This is a genomic window from Pseudovibrio sp. POLY-S9, assembly GCF_001431305.1.
Lineage (GTDB): Bacteria > Pseudomonadota > Alphaproteobacteria > Rhizobiales > Stappiaceae > Pseudovibrio.
In genome coordinates this window covers 87,836-104,221 of sequence record NZ_LCWX01000166.1, presented here as the reverse complement: position 1 = coordinate 104,221, position 16,386 = coordinate 87,836, and the positions used below count along the sequence as shown (strand labels likewise).

The following is a 16,386-nucleotide window of genomic DNA, read 5'->3' as shown; positions in this document are numbered from 1 at the left end:
AACCTGGACGGCCAACGCCCACGCCATAACGGCGGGCCTTGCCATTGCTTTGCACCAGGTAAAGATATCGTGATGTCGTATCGATCACGACAGATCCCGGTGAATACGAGGTGTTGTAGCTCACAGTTGTCGGCAAGAATTGTTTGGGAACACGGCGATCGTACCGCTTTGATGTCGTACGCGGCCGTCTTGCTTGTTTTGCAGATCCACGAAGGTTCCGGACAGCCTTGGCTTGGGATCGCGGGATTTGCACAACCCACGGATTTGCAAGATCAGGGCTAAGGACAAGTGGAGGTGCAGAGGCGCGCGGCTTGTACTCTGCTTGCGCAGCAGTACCAAACGCACAAACCAAGCTACCCACGCCGAACAAAGTAACAAACCAGTTTGCTTTGCTTTTTGCCGTTGCTCCAAACATTCCACACTCCTCTGGACCTTGCCAATGACCCGATGCCCTCCGGGAAAACTAGGAGTTGCAGTTCTAATAATTGTTAAAATTAACAATGTAATTAATGCTAGTTCAAACTAAGGTTAATCAATTGTTACTGGGTTATGCGGCCAATCGTCGAATTTATTCTTAAAAATCAATGCTGATAAATCTAAGGTAATAATTAACACTCTAAGAAGTATGTGAGTAGTGACCGGCGTGCAGGAGTGCGAATCGTGCCCATCTTACTTATGGGTGCATGGACGCGTCTTGTGACCGGGATTGCTATTTAAAACCTGTAATTGAGAGCCTGTCTTCGTAAGCCTGTGCCAGTTTGCGAAGAAAGGGCGGAAAACAAAAGAGGGTGCATCGCCGGACAGGAGTAGCGACGGTGTGGTCCTCATTAGGAAGCGTATTAGCTTCATGAGTTCGGGGTTGGGATGTCAGTTGTAAGAAAAACCTTTCGTGCAGAGGCTCAGTTCGGAGTGCGTAGCAAACGCACCGAAGTAAGCACTCCGATTCAGGACAATGGTGAAGAGTTGCGTCACCAGCAGATCATGGAAGAAATTGCCAGCTTGAAAGAGTTGGTAGGATCTCCGTCAACTGACCCACAAGAACTGTCCCGACGCGTCGCAGAAGAACTGCGTGAGGAAATCGGTGAGGCCGCAAAGCTCAAGGGTGAGCTGGATGCGATTTATCAGGCAATCGCTGAGACCAAGAATGAAATTGCTGCTCTTCACAACAAGGCCAGCGTCGACAATGACGAGCGTGGCCGCGTGACATTGGAGCTGGGCGCGATTGTATCCGGCACCGAAGGGGCGACTGAACAAATCCTGACCGCAGCTGAGGTCATCGACCAGAGCGCGGCAACCGTCATGCCAATGGTCCCAAGTGAGCATGAAGGCCTTGTCACTGACATTCACGAGCAGGTGGTTTCGATCTTTGAAGCCTGTAACTTCCAGGATCTGACTGGCCAGCGCATCAGCAAGGTGGTGAACACCTTGTCATTCGTCGAAGAGCGCATCATCCGTATGATTGAGATATGGGGCGGTATTGAAAGCTTCAAGGAGATCAGTGATCGTATTGCCTCTGATAAAGAGGGCGATGATTCCGCACTGCTTCATGGTCCGGCTTTGGATGTGGAAGCTGGTACCGTGACACAGGATGATATTGACGCTTTGTTCGATTGATCTTTCCGAAAAGTGATATGCAGATGGCTTGCTATTTTGGCAAGCCAATGCTTTATAAGAGAACATAACATAAACATTTTGAGCGGGTTAGTGAGGGTGACTGATGGGCGCCAACAAGACCCCGCAAAGACAATTGACCAAGAAGGGCAAGGCAATGGACCAGAACTCAACACCGATTGCTGAAGGACTGATCCGCGGAGAAGATGGCAAAGACCGCTGCTGGTGGCATGGGGGAGATCCATTCTATCAGGCCTATCATGACGATGAGTGGGGGCATCCGGTCACCAACGACATCCGCCTCTTTGAAAAGATCTGCCTTGAAGGTTTCCAGTCAGGCCTGTCTTGGATCACTATTCTGCGTAAACGCGAGAAATTCCGCGCCGGTTTTGCAGGTTTTGACTTTGAGAAAGTTGCAAAGTTCACACAAAATGATATCGAACGCCTTGTTCAGGATGCCGGCATCATCCGCCACCGCGGCAAGATCAATTCCACCATCAACAACGCCAACCGTGCACTGGAAATGCGTGAAGAGTTCGGTTCACTCGCAGCTTACTTCTGGAAGTGGGAACCAGCCGCAGACCAACGCCCTGAGGTCTGTGACTACGCCAACCTGAAGACGCTCGGCAAAACCGAAATCTCCACGGCCATCTCCAAAGATCTCAAAAAACGCGGCTGGTCCTTCGTCGGCCCAACCACCGTCTACGCCTTCATGCAAGCTATGGGCATGGTCAATGACCACCTCGAAGGCTGCTGCTGCCGGGACATCGTTGAGGCCAAGCGCGAGGCTTTGGTGCGACCTGTGAAGAGCTAGTAGAAGTTCTGCTGAAATGGATGATGAGGTGAGGGGGCTTAATGCACCAGTCACCTCGTACGATTGCTATGCAGTGTCAGCCGGACGCTCAAAGGTGCCTTGGGGTGGAAGGATCGCAAGAACAAGCGTTTCGCGATGCTCAAAGCCACAACGCCGATAGATCCGGCCTGCCGGGCCGTCACTGTGAGCTTGTAAGACAGGTATGGTAGCAGGTGCCTGCGCCTTAGCCCAATCGACACCAGCGGTAACGAGAGCCGCACATATGCCCCGCCTGCGATGGCTGGGCCGTGTCTCAACTTCCTGAAAACGCGAAACAGCTGCATCGGTATAGATACCCAGATCTGCAACCAAGAGATCCCCATCAAAGGCACCAAACCAGTTCGCTAGTCCTGCTTTAACCTGGCGGCGACGGCTCTCAAAGCGTCTCTGCACATAGGTCCCGAAACTGTCTCGGTCATAGCCCTGATCAACAGCAGTGTCGATTTGGAGCGCGATGACTTGCTCCCAGTCTTCATCAGTCTGAACAGGACGGATATCGATCCCATCCGGCACAGATGCGCGATTAAGAGGCCCGGTCAAACTCAGCACATCGATCTGTTCCAGCTTGTATCCAAGATCAGATAAAGGCGTATGTGCAGCCCAAATCGTCATGTCAGGCGTATCCCAACCGAACATTGTATGCGCAGCCTCAGGAAGGTCCTTACGAAACTGAGCAATCTGCTTTTCTGGTTCAACCTTGTCACCCCGGAAGAACACCATGTTGCCAGCCCAGTAATGAGGCTCTTCCGGTATGTGCAATATGATCCGGTCTGGATGAACCTCAACCTCACTAACGCTCCGTTCCACAAGAAGATCACTGCGTACCCCCAGCGTCTTCGCTATTTCCTGCTCGTTGCCCACACCGCGTCCTTCAAGTCATCCTGCTTTCAATCAGCATGAAGCTATTGAAACAACTCAACGCCCACAAGGGCAAGACACCCCATCAAAGCAGAACCAAGCGTCCTGTCACTCATCCGCTACTGTCAAACATGAGATCAGCAGAGCGAAATACAAAAAAGCCCCGGCGAATACACGCCGAGGCCTCATATTGGTCTAATTCACCACCACTTAAACGAATGCAAAATCGTCAGCATGGAGATCAGCTACAGAAACATTCTGCAGCGTGATTGAAGTGTCATCATTGACATAGATAACAGTATCCGCACCAACAACACTTGCCGCAGCAAGCACTTCTGCTACGCTTTCGAATGTAGCAGCGAACTGGATCACATCCTCAGAACCGGCACCTGTGGTGAAGTCTGTGATGATGTCGTTGCCGAAATCTGATCTGAAGAAGAATGCATCGTCCCCAGCACCACCTTCAACCACATCATCACCATCACCTGCGATGATAGTATCATCCCCAGCTCCAGCGAAGATGGTGTCATCACCGCCGTATCCATGAATCTTGTTGGCGTTTGCATCACCAGTTAAGTGGTCGCTATGCTTGTCAGTGCCCATAATGTTTTCGATAGAGACATAAACATCTCCTGCTGCATCACCGGTGTTATTGGACTGATCTGTTAGATCCACTGTGACAGCAGAGCTGGACCAACGGTAGCGGACAGTATCATTGCCTTCACCACCATCGAGATAGTCGGAACCATCGGCATACGCATTCAGCTCATCGTCTCCCGCGCCGCCTTCCAGATGGTCGTTACCGGCTTGAGCAAATAAGTAGTTGTCGTTGTCATCGCCGATCAGAACATCGTCATACCAACTACCAATAATGGCATCAATATTGGTGAGCTGGTCACCTTCAGCAAAACCACCAGTCATCACGCCTGTATCGAGGTTCACTGATACACCTTCAGTTGAAAGAAGGTAGTTCACAATATTATGGCCCTCTTTACCATCAATTGTGTCTGCTCCAGCACTACCATAGACTTCATCTCTGCCAGTACTACCGATGAAATTATCATCTCCGGCAGTGCCATAATGTTTCGCACGTCCATCTTCTTTAAGTGCGATGTTAGAGAGGGTCGTGCCATCCGCAAACTTAAACTGCATTGATGGAGAGGTATCGAACGCTCCGTTTCGGATTGTTAGAATATCGGTAATCTCATCGAGCGGTTTATCCGGATTTTCTGGATCGATGAGGTAGATTAGGAGGTCCTGATTTTCAGATCCGCCTGCGACAACTCTGATATGATCCAATGTAATATCTGAGCCAAACTGAACAGTATCATCGCCCGAAGTGTCAGTAATAACGTCTTTGTCATAGCCTCTGTCAAAGAAGAAAGTGTTGTGCCCGGCGCCACCAGACAAAATGTCATCGCCACTACCTCCGTCTAGGTAGTCGTCACCTTCTTCTCCGTAGAGTTGATCATCGCCTGCAGCAGTTACAATAGTGTCGTTGCCTGCACCGGCTAAAACAAGATGGTCTTCAGAACTAGTAGTAGAATAGTTCTCATTGCCACTTCCGAGTTGGATATTCATGGCCACAATCCTCGAGTTTCATAAAGTTATAAGAATGTGCAGATTGCACATAATATTTATGCAGCTCATGATTGCGCATGGCTGACCCAGAGTTAGATAAGAAATGCAAATGCTCAGTCTTGTTGATTTGAATAAATGCTAAAATTCAAAATAACTTATATGGAAGTATTTTTGTAAAGGTACCGCAACTTAGGATGTAAAGACTATTCAAACGGCTGGAGATATTCTCGTCATAACGTTCAGCATGTGGTTACGAAAAAGCCCCGGCACGGTAGTACCGAGGCTTCGAAGTTTAGTGCTATACGCAAAAGTTAAGAGATAAAGCTAAAATCATCAGCATGAAGACCAGCAACAACGAAGTTCTGAAGAGTAATAGAGTTGTCTTCATCTAATTGAATGATAGTATTACCTTCTTCATAACGAGCCGCAGAGATCACATCCTCGAAGGTCTCAAACACACCATCTGTGAACTGTATGGTGTCGCGGAAGCCTTGGGCCGCCTGAAAATCGATGATTGTATCATTCCCAAAGTTTGCGCCAAAAATGATTGTATCAATGTATTCGCCGCAAGTAATAGTATCATCTCCAGTACCGCCGGAAATCTGATTTTCACCGTTCACTGCGTCAATAATGTCATTTCCGCCGAGGCCGTTGATGATGTCATCACCATTCGTGCCCCAAAGGATGTCGGCATTATCGCTTGCATTTTCCAGAAGCTTTTTGTGGATGTCTTCCCAGTTCCACACAGTACCGTCTGCGAACTGAATCTCACCAAAGGCCAGTCGGCCTATAGTTGAAGAGAAAGCATCCTCGATCAGCAGCGTGCCTCCGTCTTTGAAGTGATATTGAAGGTCAGATGAACTGCTGTCGCCGATGCGTTCAACACTAAAGTCATCTGGAGTGATTCCTTCACCAAATACGATCTTGCTTTCTGCAGTCCATAAGTGTTTGGTATGGATGATGTCTTTCCCGTCACCCAAGTCATAATGGAACACAACTTCACCACCAGAGTAATGAAGAGTATCGTTACCACTTCCACCTTCGATAGTTGTAATGACGTCGCTTGTAGGAGTAGCCAGGCTGTAGAAACTATCGTTTCCATTACCTCCAAGGAGTGTGTTGTTTCCTAGTGTAGTACCGGACATGACATCATCGCCATCTCCTCCATCAAGAATGTTATCACCTGTGCCACCGTCTAGTAGATCGTCCCCGTCTCCACCATACAGGTGATCATTGCCGTCACCTCCATAGAGTTTGTCGTTTCCGTCTCCACCAAACATCTGGTCGTCACCATCACCACCGTGCAGCTTGTCATCGCCTGCTTCACCGGAAATGTGGTCATTTCCTGCATCACCACTCAGGACGTCGCTTCCATCTCCTCCTTTGATGGTGTCATTTCCATCGCCGCCAAAAATGAAGTCTCTGCCGTTCCCACCGTCGACAACATCATCACCAGCAAGGCTCTTGATAATGTCATCGTCAACAGTACCTGTTATCGTGTCATTCCCAGTACCGGCTCCATGATTAACCGCGTGAGCTGCTGCACTGTCGATGAGCTTTTGATTGATGTCTTCCCAGGTCCAGACTGTTCCATCGGAAAACTGAACTTCGTTGAATAACATCTTTTGACTTGAAGAGAAGAAGGCATCATCCAGACGTAACGTACCACCGTCTGCAAAAGTAAACTCAAGTGAATCACTCACGAGAACTTCGTCCGGAGTGATGGCTGCGTTAAAAATGAGCTTATTGTCAGGACCTGCCAGGTTATTTGCATCAATAATATCATGACCATCCCCAAGACCATAGTGAACTGTGATATCGCCACCATAGTAGTGAAGGATGTCATCGTCCTTTCCACCTGCAATGTGAGATGCGCCATGGAAGACGTAGAAGATGTCGTCTCCACTGCCACCTAGCAACTGTGCACCCGGCGAACCGGCATGGAGAGTGTCATTGCCATTCCCGCCATCAAGGATATCATCGCCTCCATGAACTGCTTCGAGCAAATCATCACCATCTCCACCTTTGAGGGTATCATTTCCCTTTCCGCCAATCAGGTGGTCATCTCCGGCTTCACCGTAAATGGTGTCATTCCCGCCGAGTCCGTTGATCACATCATCACCGTTGGTGCCACCTAGGAGATCGTCCCCCTCACTCACATTCTCAAGCAGCTTCTGGTTGATGTCCTCCCAGGTCCACACAGTGCCATCAGCAAACTCAATCTCTCCAATGGTGAACCGCAAGCTTTGAGGGTCCATCACTCCGCTGAGGAGCAGAGTTCCGCCGTCTTTAAAGGTGAGTATAATGTTGTCCGAATTAGATGATGTCCGTGCAATTGCAACTTCATCAGGCAAGACATCTGGCCCAAAAATTATTTTGTTATTTTTGTCTTTAAAATCTTCAGGCTCCCAAAACTCTACTAAATCATCGCCATCGCCCAAGTTGTAATGGATGGTGACTTCAGCACCTCGCGTCACATAGGTTGTGTCGTTGTCTTCTCCACCTGTTATTATTGCGGTGTCGCCATAGACCCATGTAGTATCTTCACCTGCTCCTCCTGCTACAATCGAAGTGCCGTAGTAGGCATGTATAGTATCGTTGCCATCTCCTCCAATAACCTGATTTTCTCCTTCAGTCCCGCTGATGATGGTGTCGTCGCCTTCTCCGCCATCAAGAATATTGTTACCACGAACTGCAGTGAGCTTGTCGTTGCCAGCACCTCCTTCAAGGTGATTATCTCCGTCGTTGTCTTTGAGAGTGTCGTTTCCTTTGCCACCTATGAGGTGATCATTTCCCTGGAGACCTTCAATCCTGTCGTCGCCGCCAAAGCCATGAATAACGTCATCACCAAGAGTGCCCGCCAGTATGTCATCGTCATCACTTGCATTTTCAAAGCAGAACCGATTGATGGCTTCCCAATTCCAGACTGTGCCATCTGCGAAATGAAATTCACTGAACGTGTACGCGGTAGGATAAATGTAAAAGGCGTTTTTGATGAGCAACGTGCCGCCATCTTTAAACGTTAAAAGCAGATCAAGGTCGTCACGAAGAAATCCTTGTCGGTCTATGCCTTCGCCCACTTGTGTTACAGTGATTTCGTCGGGTGAGATACCAGAACCAAAAACAACTTTTTCATTGTTTATCGTCGCATCTTCTGAATGATTGACGTAGATGGTGTCGTTGCCATCACCAAGGTCATATCGGAAGGTGGTGATGCCATTACCATAATAGAACTCATCGTCTCCGGTTCCGCCTTCTAGCGTATCATTCCCATTCCCTGCTTTCAGGATGTCATTGCCAGCACCTCCAATGAGGGTATCGTCACCATCACCACCGTCTAGCTGGTCATTGCCATTTCCACCAATAATGGAGTCGTTTCCATCACCGCCGTCTAGTAGGTCATTGCCGGTTCTACCTATCAATGTGTCATTGCCAGCTTGCCCGTAGAGACTATCGTCACCTGCGCCAGTTGTAATATAATCATCACCTCCACCAGCGTGAATGATATGGTCGTTTAAGGCATTGGTAGAGAAGTTGTCGACGCTGTCTGGAAATGTAAGTCGGGTAGCAGGTTCACCTTCACCAGCACTGTCTGCAAGCTTCTCGTTGATAACTTCCCAGTTCCAAACAGTGCCATCGGCAAACTCGATTTCGCCGAAGTTTAAACGCAGGGTATCTGAATCTATGACAGATTTCAGCTTGAGGGTTCCACCGTCTTTGAAAATCAGTAGAAGATCGGTAGGTGTGCCATTTGCACGCGTCACTGTAACTTCGTCCGGAGAAATACCGGAACCAAGAATGACCTTGTGATTTTCCTCCTTCAGTTTTTCCGGATACCAGAAATCAACGGTATCATTACCATCACCTAAATCGTATCGGATGGTGACCTTTGCAGAGGAAACGTTAATGATATCATCTCCCGTTCCTCCTGAGATAACTGAGGTGCCGGTAGCTGCATGTATTGTGTCGTTGCCACTTCCGCCTAAGATCTGATCCTCTCCATAAGTGATGCTAAGGATTGTGTCGTTACCAGCACCTCCATCAAGGACATTGTTACCAGCGGTACTTTCTAGTCTGTCATCACCATCACCGCCTTCTAGGTGATCATTTCCTTCATGTCCTCTGAGAGTATCGTTTCCGTCACCACCCACAAGGTGATCGTCTCCAGAGTAACCATTGATATCATCGTCTCCGCCGCGACCATCAATAGTGTCATCCCCTAAAGTGCCGGCGAGTTCTTCATCTTCGTCACCAGCGTTTTCAAAGCGCATCTTGTTGAAGCTTTCCCAGTTCCAAACAGTGCCGTCAGCAAAGTGGAACTCTCCAAATGTAAAGTAATTTGGTCCATGGTGGAAAACATTATTGAGACGTAACGTTCCGCCATCTTTGAATGTCAGCAAGAGATCAAGATCGTCGCGTTCATTGCCGTACTTGTCCGTACCTTCTCCTTGGCGCGCTACTGTGATGTCAGCAGGAGATATGCCAGGTCCAAAGACCACTTTGTCATTATAGGAAGTAACTACATCGTGGTTGACGTGAATGGTGTCGTTGCCATCGCCAAGGTCATAGCGGAAGGTAGTGGTACCTTCCCCGTAGTAGAACTCATCGTCTCCAGCGCCACCTTCAAGGATATCAATTCCGTTACCGGCTTTGAGGATATCATTGCCCTTGCCACCGAGCAGAGTGTCATTACCGTCGCCACCGTCCAGGGTGTCATCGCCACCGTAACCCCAAAGTTTGTTATTACCGGCATCGCCTGTGATGTGGTCATCGTAACTGTTGCTGCCCATAACGTTTTCAATGGAGACAAGGGTATCTCCGTCCGCATCGCCTTCATTCTTTGTCTGATCAACGAGATTTACTGTGACAGCGGACTTGGACCAGCGATAGCGAACTGTATCGTTGCCTGTGCCTCCATCGAGATAATTGTCTCCAGAGCCATAAGCGTTGAGCCAATCATCGCCAGCTCCGCCTTCCAGATGATCGTCACCGTCAAGAGCATAGAGACCGTTATTGCTGTCATCGCCAATAATCACGTCATCATGATTTGATCCGAAAACTGTTTTGATGTTCGAAAGCTGATCGCCTTCCGCGTCACCACCAGACATTGCTCCTGTGTCCAGATTCACAGATACGCCTTCTGTGGAATTGCTGTACCGGATGACATTGTTACCGCCGCCACCGTCAATTATATCTGCACCGGCACTGCCATAGATTTCTTCGCCAGCAGACGTGCCATTAAAGATATCGTTTCCATCTGTGCCGTAGTACTTGACATAACCACTGCTTGAAACCGTCAGGTTGGAGAAAGCCGTCCCATCAGCAAATTCAAATCGTTCGATGCCGTGATCACCAGCAATCCAATTATCAAAGTAAAAAACGTCAGCAATCTCATTAAGCGGCTGGTTCGGGTTAGCCGGGTCGATCAGATAGAATACCAGATCGCCACCTTCGAGGCGGATCTTGAAATCACTTAGTGTGAGGTCACCATCAAAACGAATGGTAGTGATTCCAGGCGCTCCTCCAAAATAGTCGATGCCTATTCCACGCTTGAAACCGTAGCTGTTATCGCCTTCAAGAGGCATTTTCTCTGCAGCCATCTGTTTTCCTCGAATTTCATAAATATTTAAATATGTGCATTTAGCACATATAAGAGATGCACTTTAAGGTTGTGCCTAGGTGACTCAAAGAAATCGCCAAATTTACATAAATTAGATGGATAAGTATTTTGAAGTTACTGCAGGTATGTCATAGATACATAAACACGCAGAAATCTCACAAGTAACGCAAATCAGCGCAATAAAAAACGCACCCCGGTCAGAGGTGCGTTCAAAAATATTTCTCAGTGGTTTAGGTGTTAGCCTGCGACTTTTTGTGCCAGAGGCTCAAACAACGGGTTTGCTGTGTGGAACACATACTCCAGCGGTGTCACTGTTACCATTTGTGCTCCTTCTTCGCGCAACATGTCTGCACATTCAGGCACTCTGGCAGCAGGGCAATGCAGGACTAAAGAAGAACCTTCAATGCCAAACGGTGCAACACAGCCAAGAGCGGCAACCTTCTCCAGTACACCTGCAGGATTTGCGACAACAGTACGCATCTCTTTGAAATTGTGAGCGTTATCCTGCGCCGTGATCCGGTCCAGCATCAAACGGGCGGCCTGCAAAGCACTCTCATTCCAGTTGGCTGTTCTGGACGCCACCAGGTGTGCCTGAGACCTGGCGATCACACCATCCTCGGGGATTTTCAGATTGTTAGCCTTCAGCGTAGAGCCAGTCGAGGTGATGTCCACCACCAGCTCAGCAGAACCAGCAGTAGGTGCACCTTCAGTCGCGCCAGCGCTCTCAACAATGCGGTAATCCGCGATGCCTTTTTCCGCGAAGAACTGCCGAGTATGGTTCACATACTTAGTCGCAATACGCAGGCGGCGACCATGCCGCGCCCGAAAATCTGAAGCAACATCAGCAAGATCGGACATGGAGGACACGTCAATCCACGCCGTCGGAACAGCGATTACAACGTCTGCATGGCCGAAGCCAAGGGCAGTGATGATATGCGTCTTCTCCTCGGGGCGGTCGATGTTCTCGTTGACTAGATCCGTTCCGGTGATACCGAAGTGAACAGTACCAGCCGCAATCTCACGTGCGATCTCAGAGGCCGAAAGGAAAGCGATCTCAACGCCATCCACGCCCTTTAAGGTTCCGCGGTAATTGCGATCACCACCCGGACGCTTCACCTTCAAACCGGCACGCGCAAAGAATGCATGGGTCATTTCCTGAAGGCGGCCTTTGGACGGTATCGCAAGAATAAGATTAGAGCTCATCAGCTTGCTCCCTCAAAAGCGCGGTCCAGCCAGATTGTAAAGCCAACAGCAGGAACAGTACTTGGCGCACCAAGACGTTCTACCAGCTTGTTGTAGCGACCACCACCGATCACCTGTCCAAGATGCTCACTGGATTCATGATGAATTTCAAAGACAAAGTCGGTGTAGTAATCGAGACGGCGACCGAAATCACCGGAGTACTCCAGCTTTGAAATGTCAATGCCGCGCTCTGCCATCAACTCGGTACGCTTCGCCAAACGCTCAATGGAAGCATCCAGATTAAGCCCGGTCTCTTTGGCGAACCCATGCAAGGTTTCAACCGCTTTCGCAGGTGGTGGGCCAGAGACGTTCAGATACTCGCTCAATCGCGAGATCACGTCCTTGTCCACGCCTGACCCGGCAGAAAGTGCGGCTTGCTCCATGAAGCGCTCAGCAATTTCGTGAGCTGTACGTCCACCAACTGCAGAAATACCCGCAAGTGAAAGCACATCTTCAACAACAGCTACAGCAGCTTCTGGGTCACGTCCTTCAAGAGCAGCAAGGAAGCCCAGCTTCGCATCCGGCTTGGCTTCAACACCACTCATTCGGGTGATAACCTGATCCAGCCGGTCACGCTCACCAAACACATCACGCAGACGACGCTGCCAAACCTTTGGAATCTCAAGAGCTTGCAGAACAGCTGTAAACAGGCCTTCATCGCCCACTCGAATGCGAGGGGAGGACAGGCCCAGCTTATCAGCAGTCTCTAGGGCAAGCGCCAGCATATCCGCATCAGCTTGTTCTTCATCCTCGCGGCCAATGGATTCAACACCAGCCTGCATGGTTTCACCCAGTTGCCCGGGTCGATGTCGGAAAACTTGCCCAACATAGGAGAATGCCGCAGTACGACCGGCGATACCTGTTTCCAGATAATGTCGGGCAATCGGAATAGTAAAATCAGGACGCAAGCAAAGCTCTTGTCCATCTTCCCCTGTCGTCAGGAAAAGGCGCCGCCGGAGATCTTCGCCAGCCAGATCTAAAAAGATATCGGCTGGCTGTAAGATTGGCGGGGTTGCCTCTTCATAACCTGCATCCCGAAAAAGCTGGCTCAAAGCCAAGCTGCGGTTATCCCCCAATGTCATATTAGTTCTCGCTTTGGTTTTTGCGATCGTCTTCCTGTGCGGCCAGAAGCTTTTTCACTTCTGCAACAAGATCATCCCGCTTCACAGCAAACTGTGCAGGACGGCTCTCACGCCAGGTTTTGTTATCTTCAATCTCGGCAGAAAGGCGTTTGCCTTCAATGAGATCTTTGATTTGAATTTCGCCTTCTTCACGCTCTTGCGAGCCTTGAATGATGGCACAAGGTGAATTGCGTTTGTCTGCATATTGCAGCTGCTTGCCAAACTGCTTTGGGTTGCCCTGATACATTTCTGAGCGGATACCAGCAGTGCGAAGCTCCTGAACCATGGCTTGGTAATGTGCAAGGGAGTCAACGTCCTTGTCCATCACACATACAACCACTGGGCCTGCAACTTCTTCCTGCCCAAGCTTGCCGAGCATAGTGAGTGCTGACATCAAACGGGAAACACCAACAGAGAAGCCGGTAGAAGGCACAGGCTGGCTCATGAAGCGGGAAACGAGGCCGTCGTAACGCCCGCCACCACCAACAGAGCCAAAGCGCACAGGGCGGCCTTTATCGTCTTTCACTTCAAAGGTCAGCTCAGCTTCATAAACAGGGCCGGTGTAGTATTCCAGACCGCGCACAACGGATGGATCAATCAGAACACGGCCATCAGTGTAGCCTGCTGCATCAAACAGCTTGCCCATGGTTGCCAGTTCTTCAACGCCTTCCGCACCAGTTTTGCTGTCTGCGATCAAACCACGAAGGTTCTCGATGGTCTGGTCGGTGGTCTCGCCACCAGCTTCCACAAAGGCAAGAACCTTTTCCGCTTCCGCTTCGCCAAGGCCAGCACCCTTGGTAAAGTCACCGGAAGCATCTTTACGGCCTTCACCCAAAAGCAGCTTAACGCCTTCAACACCAAGACGATCCAGTTTATCGACAGCCCGTAGAACGGTCAGACGGGTTGCAGCGTGTTCGTCACCGGCAAGGCCGATCACTTCCATCACACCGTCCAGAACTTTGCGGTTGTTCACGCGGATCACATAGTCACCACGAGCAATACCGAGGCGCTCCATGGTGTCGGACGCCATCATACAGATTTCAGCATCAGCAGAGACAGAAGGCGCACCAATCGTATCCGCATCAAACTGCATGAACTGGCGGAAACGACCCGGTCCAGGCTTTTCGTTGCGGAATACATAACCAGCGCGGTAGCTGCGGTAAGGCTTTGGCAGGCTTTCGAAATTCTCGGCCACATGACGGGCGAGGGGCGCGGTCAGGTCGTACCGCAGGCTCATCCATTGCTCGTCATCATCTTGTAGCGAAAACACACCAGCGTTCGGACGGTCCTGATCTGGCAAGAACTTGCCAAGAGCATCAGTGTACTCGAACATTGGAGTTTCCACGGGCTCAAAGCCGTAAAGCTCATAAGTCTGCTTGATAACGGAGAGCATCTGCTCCATCGCCTGCAGTTCAGCTGGACCACGATCTACAAATCCACGCGGTAAACGAGCTTTGAGCTTGGCACTTTTCTTTTTTGCCATGAGGCCGTCTCATCCATGAAATAAAAGGGTTGTTGCAAACGCTTCCCGCAATAAGTCCGCAGAACGCACCAAGGGAAGCATGCTGTTGTCTGTCTCCTAGCCCATTGAGCAGGGGAGGGCAAGGCGCGAAGCGGGTGCAATCCGGCGCAAATTTCCCAATCAATACTTGCAATAGCGTCAAGAGAAGCTAAGGTCGCCCCAAAAAATGGAAGGACCATTCCCTTACGCATGCAAAGGAAGGTCTGCACACTGGAGAAATCATGGTGTCAAACACCAACTACGAACCAACTGAAATCAGCAAATCCGAAGGTCGCGTTACAGGTCCGGCAGAGTTAACTGTTGTATTGCCGACTTATAACGAAAGCAAAAACGTTCCCATCGTGGTTGAGCTGCTGGACAAAGCGCTCGCTGGTGTAGCTTGGGAAGTTATTGTTGTTGATGATAATTCTCCAGATGGAACCTCTAAAGTCACTGCTGACATTGCGCAGCAAGACCCACGTGTTCGCATTGTTCAGCGTATTGGCCGTCGTGGTTTGTCCGGCGCATGCATTGAAGGCATGCTGGCCTCCAGCTCTAAATTTGTAGCTGTCATGGATGCTGACCTTCAGCACGATGAGAGCCTGTTGCCCAAGATGCTCGAAGCACTTCGTTCTGAAAGCTACGACATCTGCGTTGCCTCCCGCCATGTGGAAGGTGGGGATGTTGGGACGGGTCTGTCCTCAATTCGTGCATGGGGCTCCAACCTTGCCAACAATCTGGCACGTAAGTTTCTTAAAGTGGAACTGTCCGACCCGATGAGCGGCTTCTTCATGCTGCGTCGTGACAGGTTTGTGGAGCTGGCTCCGCGTTTGTCGTCCCAAGGCTTCAAGATCATGCTCGATATTGTCGCCAGCGGAAAAGGCGCTCTGCGTGTGAAAGAACTGCCTTTCGTTTTTCGTGAGCGTCAGCATGGTGAAAGTAAGCTCGATACACTAGTGACCATGGATTACCTTGGTTTGCTGGTTTCCAAAATCTTCGATGATAAGATTTCAGTTCGCTTTCTTATGTACTCCATGGTCGGTGGAACAGGTGTCGTCGTTCACCTTATCGCATTGAAGATCTTCCTTGCCGCCTTCGGCATGCCATTTGGCCTCTCTCAGTTGGTTGCAACCTTTGTGGCCATGTCCTCAAACTTTTTCCTCAACAACCGCCTGACCTATCGCGACCGTCGTTTGACAGGGCTTGCGTGGATCAAAGGTCTGCTCACATTCTATGTGATCTGTAGCTTTGGTATTTTGGCAAACGTTGGTGTGGCAGAGTTGATCTACACGAACAAACCAATCTGGTGGTTTGCTGGTGCTGCAGGCGCTGTTATGGGCGCGGTTTGGAACTACGTTGTTTCCAACGCTCTGACATGGCGCAAAGGCTAAAGCGTTTCTTCGAATAGTGAGAGAAGCTTTTCACAGGAAGAAACGCAGAAAACCAAAGTTAAAGCACTTTGAGGAAAGCATTTAAATGCAGGACAATCCCACAGGAAAGCCGCTGAGCTTTTGGTTGCGCCCGACCAATCTGATCCTGATTGTCGCCGCGCTGTCTTTGGCACGGCTGGCAACTGGTATGAATGTCGATCTGGTTGAGGATGAAGCCTACTATCGTTTGTGGGGGCTGTATCCTGCATTGGGTTATTACGACCACCCGCCAATGGTCGCTTACTGGATCTGGCTTGGTCAATCCTTGTTCGGTGACACGGCACTTGGCGTTCGCTTCATCAGTATCCTGTCTGCTGCAATCGGTTCCCTTGCGCTCTGGCGAACTGCAAAAATCCTGTATGATACCCATGTCGCTGGCTGGACAGTCCTGTTTTTCAACGCAAGTTTGCTGATTGGTGTCGGCTCACTGTTAGCTACGCCTGACGCACCCTCTGTTTTCTTCTGGGGACTGGCTTTGTGGGCCATGGCAGAGCTGACGGTTTCTAAAAATGCGAACTGGTGGATTCTCGCTGGTATCTTCGCAGGATTAGGCCTTCTTTCAAAATACT

At 49.8% G+C, this 16,386-nt stretch carries 11 protein-coding genes; 4 read left to right on the top strand and 7 right to left on the bottom strand.

The genetic code is table 11. From position 1 onward, the window contains the following. On the bottom strand, window positions 1-415 hold a 415-nt coding region (locus tag PPL9_RS34245; protein ID WP_244273407.1), incomplete at its 3' end, for a L,D-transpeptidase. 449 nt (window positions 416-864) lie between these two features. On the opposite strand from PPL9_RS34245, the gene PPL9_RS16590 reads away from it, so the two are divergent. Further along, the gene (locus tag PPL9_RS16590) at window positions 865-1,614 is read left to right on the top strand and encodes a protein phosphatase CheZ (protein ID WP_057463744.1); all 750 of its coding nucleotides are present in this window, start codon (window positions 865-867) and stop codon (window positions 1,612-1,614) included. 154 nt (window positions 1,615-1,768) lie between these two features. Next, window positions 1,769-2,425 carry a DNA-3-methyladenine glycosylase I gene (locus PPL9_RS16585; RefSeq protein ID WP_082596930.1) on the top strand — a complete coding sequence of 219 codons (657 nt, stop codon included), beginning with the start codon at window positions 1,769-1,771 and terminating at the stop codon, window positions 2,423-2,425. Between the two features lie 66 nt (window positions 2,426-2,491). Here the strand turns inward: PPL9_RS16585 and PPL9_RS16580 are convergent, their stop codons facing one another. The 6 genes from PPL9_RS16580 to hisS form a co-directional block, all read right to left on the bottom strand. After that, complete coding sequence (locus PPL9_RS16580) at window positions 2,492-3,325, bottom strand: GNAT family N-acetyltransferase (RefSeq protein WP_208989427.1); 834 nt, start codon at window positions 3,323-3,325, stop codon at window positions 2,492-2,494. 207 nt (window positions 3,326-3,532) lie between these two features. Continuing rightward, window positions 3,533-4,903 carry a calcium-binding protein gene (locus PPL9_RS16575; RefSeq protein ID WP_057463743.1) on the bottom strand — a complete coding sequence of 457 codons (1,371 nt, stop codon included), beginning with the start codon at window positions 4,901-4,903 and terminating at the stop codon, window positions 3,533-3,535. Between the two features lie 311 nt (window positions 4,904-5,214). Further along, window positions 5,215-10,503, bottom strand: a complete 5,289-nt coding sequence (locus tag PPL9_RS16570) for a calcium-binding protein (RefSeq protein WP_057463742.1) — start codon at window positions 10,501-10,503, stop codon at window positions 5,215-5,217. Window positions 10,504-10,760: 257 nt separating this feature from the next. Then, the gene (gene hisG / locus PPL9_RS16565) at window positions 10,761-11,726 is read right to left on the bottom strand and encodes an ATP phosphoribosyltransferase (RefSeq protein WP_057463741.1); all 966 of its coding nucleotides are present in this window, start codon (window positions 11,724-11,726) and stop codon (window positions 10,761-10,763) included. Beyond that, window positions 11,726-12,847, bottom strand: a complete 1,122-nt coding sequence (locus PPL9_RS16560) for an ATP phosphoribosyltransferase regulatory subunit (protein WP_082596915.1) — start codon at window positions 12,845-12,847, stop codon at window positions 11,726-11,728. The genes hisG and PPL9_RS16560 overlap by 1 nt, the downstream gene beginning before the upstream one ends. 1 nt (window position 12,848) lies before the next feature. Next, the gene (gene hisS / locus PPL9_RS16555; RefSeq protein WP_057463740.1) at window positions 12,849-14,369 is read right to left on the bottom strand and encodes a histidine--tRNA ligase; all 1,521 of its coding nucleotides are present in this window, start codon (window positions 14,367-14,369) and stop codon (window positions 12,849-12,851) included. Between the two features lie 260 nt (window positions 14,370-14,629). On the opposite strand from hisS, the gene PPL9_RS16550 reads away from it, so the two are divergent. Both PPL9_RS16550 and PPL9_RS33390 read left to right on the top strand, forming a co-directional pair. Continuing rightward, the gene (locus tag PPL9_RS16550) at window positions 14,630-15,778 is read left to right on the top strand and encodes a glycosyltransferase family 2 protein (protein WP_057463739.1); all 1,149 of its coding nucleotides are present in this window, start codon (window positions 14,630-14,632) and stop codon (window positions 15,776-15,778) included. A gap of 85 nt (window positions 15,779-15,863) precedes the next feature. Continuing rightward, window positions 15,864-16,386, top strand: a 523-nt coding sequence (locus PPL9_RS33390) for a glycosyltransferase family 39 protein (RefSeq protein ID WP_208989426.1), incomplete at its 3' end; no start/stop codon positions are given.

What these genes read in the sequence shown, in the direction of transcription:
- PPL9_RS16590 (WP_057463744.1), top strand. Translation starts at nt 865, where the DNA reads ATGTCAGTTGTAAGAAAAACCTTTCGTGCAGAGGCTCAGTTCGGAGTG.
- PPL9_RS16585 (WP_082596930.1), top strand. Translation starts at nt 1,769, where the DNA reads ATGGACCAGAACTCAACACCGATTGCTGAAGGACTGATCCGCGGAGAA.
- PPL9_RS16575 (WP_057463743.1), bottom strand. Translation starts at nt 4,903, where the DNA reads ATGAATATCCAACTCGGAAGTGGCAATGAGAACTATTCTACTACTAGT.
- PPL9_RS16570 (WP_057463742.1), bottom strand. Translation starts at nt 10,503, where the DNA reads ATGGCTGCAGAGAAAATGCCTCTTGAAGGCGATAACAGCTACGGTTTC.
- hisG (WP_057463741.1), bottom strand. Translation starts at nt 11,726, where the DNA reads ATGAGCTCTAATCTTATTCTTGCGATACCGTCCAAAGGCCGCCTTCAG.
- PPL9_RS16560 (WP_082596915.1), bottom strand. Translation starts at nt 12,847, where the DNA reads ATGACATTGGGGGATAACCGCAGCTTGGCTTTGAGCCAGCTTTTTCGG.
- hisS (WP_057463740.1), bottom strand. Translation starts at nt 14,369, where the DNA reads ATGGCAAAAAAGAAAAGTGCCAAGCTCAAAGCTCGTTTACCGCGTGGA.
- PPL9_RS16550 (WP_057463739.1), top strand. Translation starts at nt 14,630, where the DNA reads ATGGTGTCAAACACCAACTACGAACCAACTGAAATCAGCAAATCCGAA.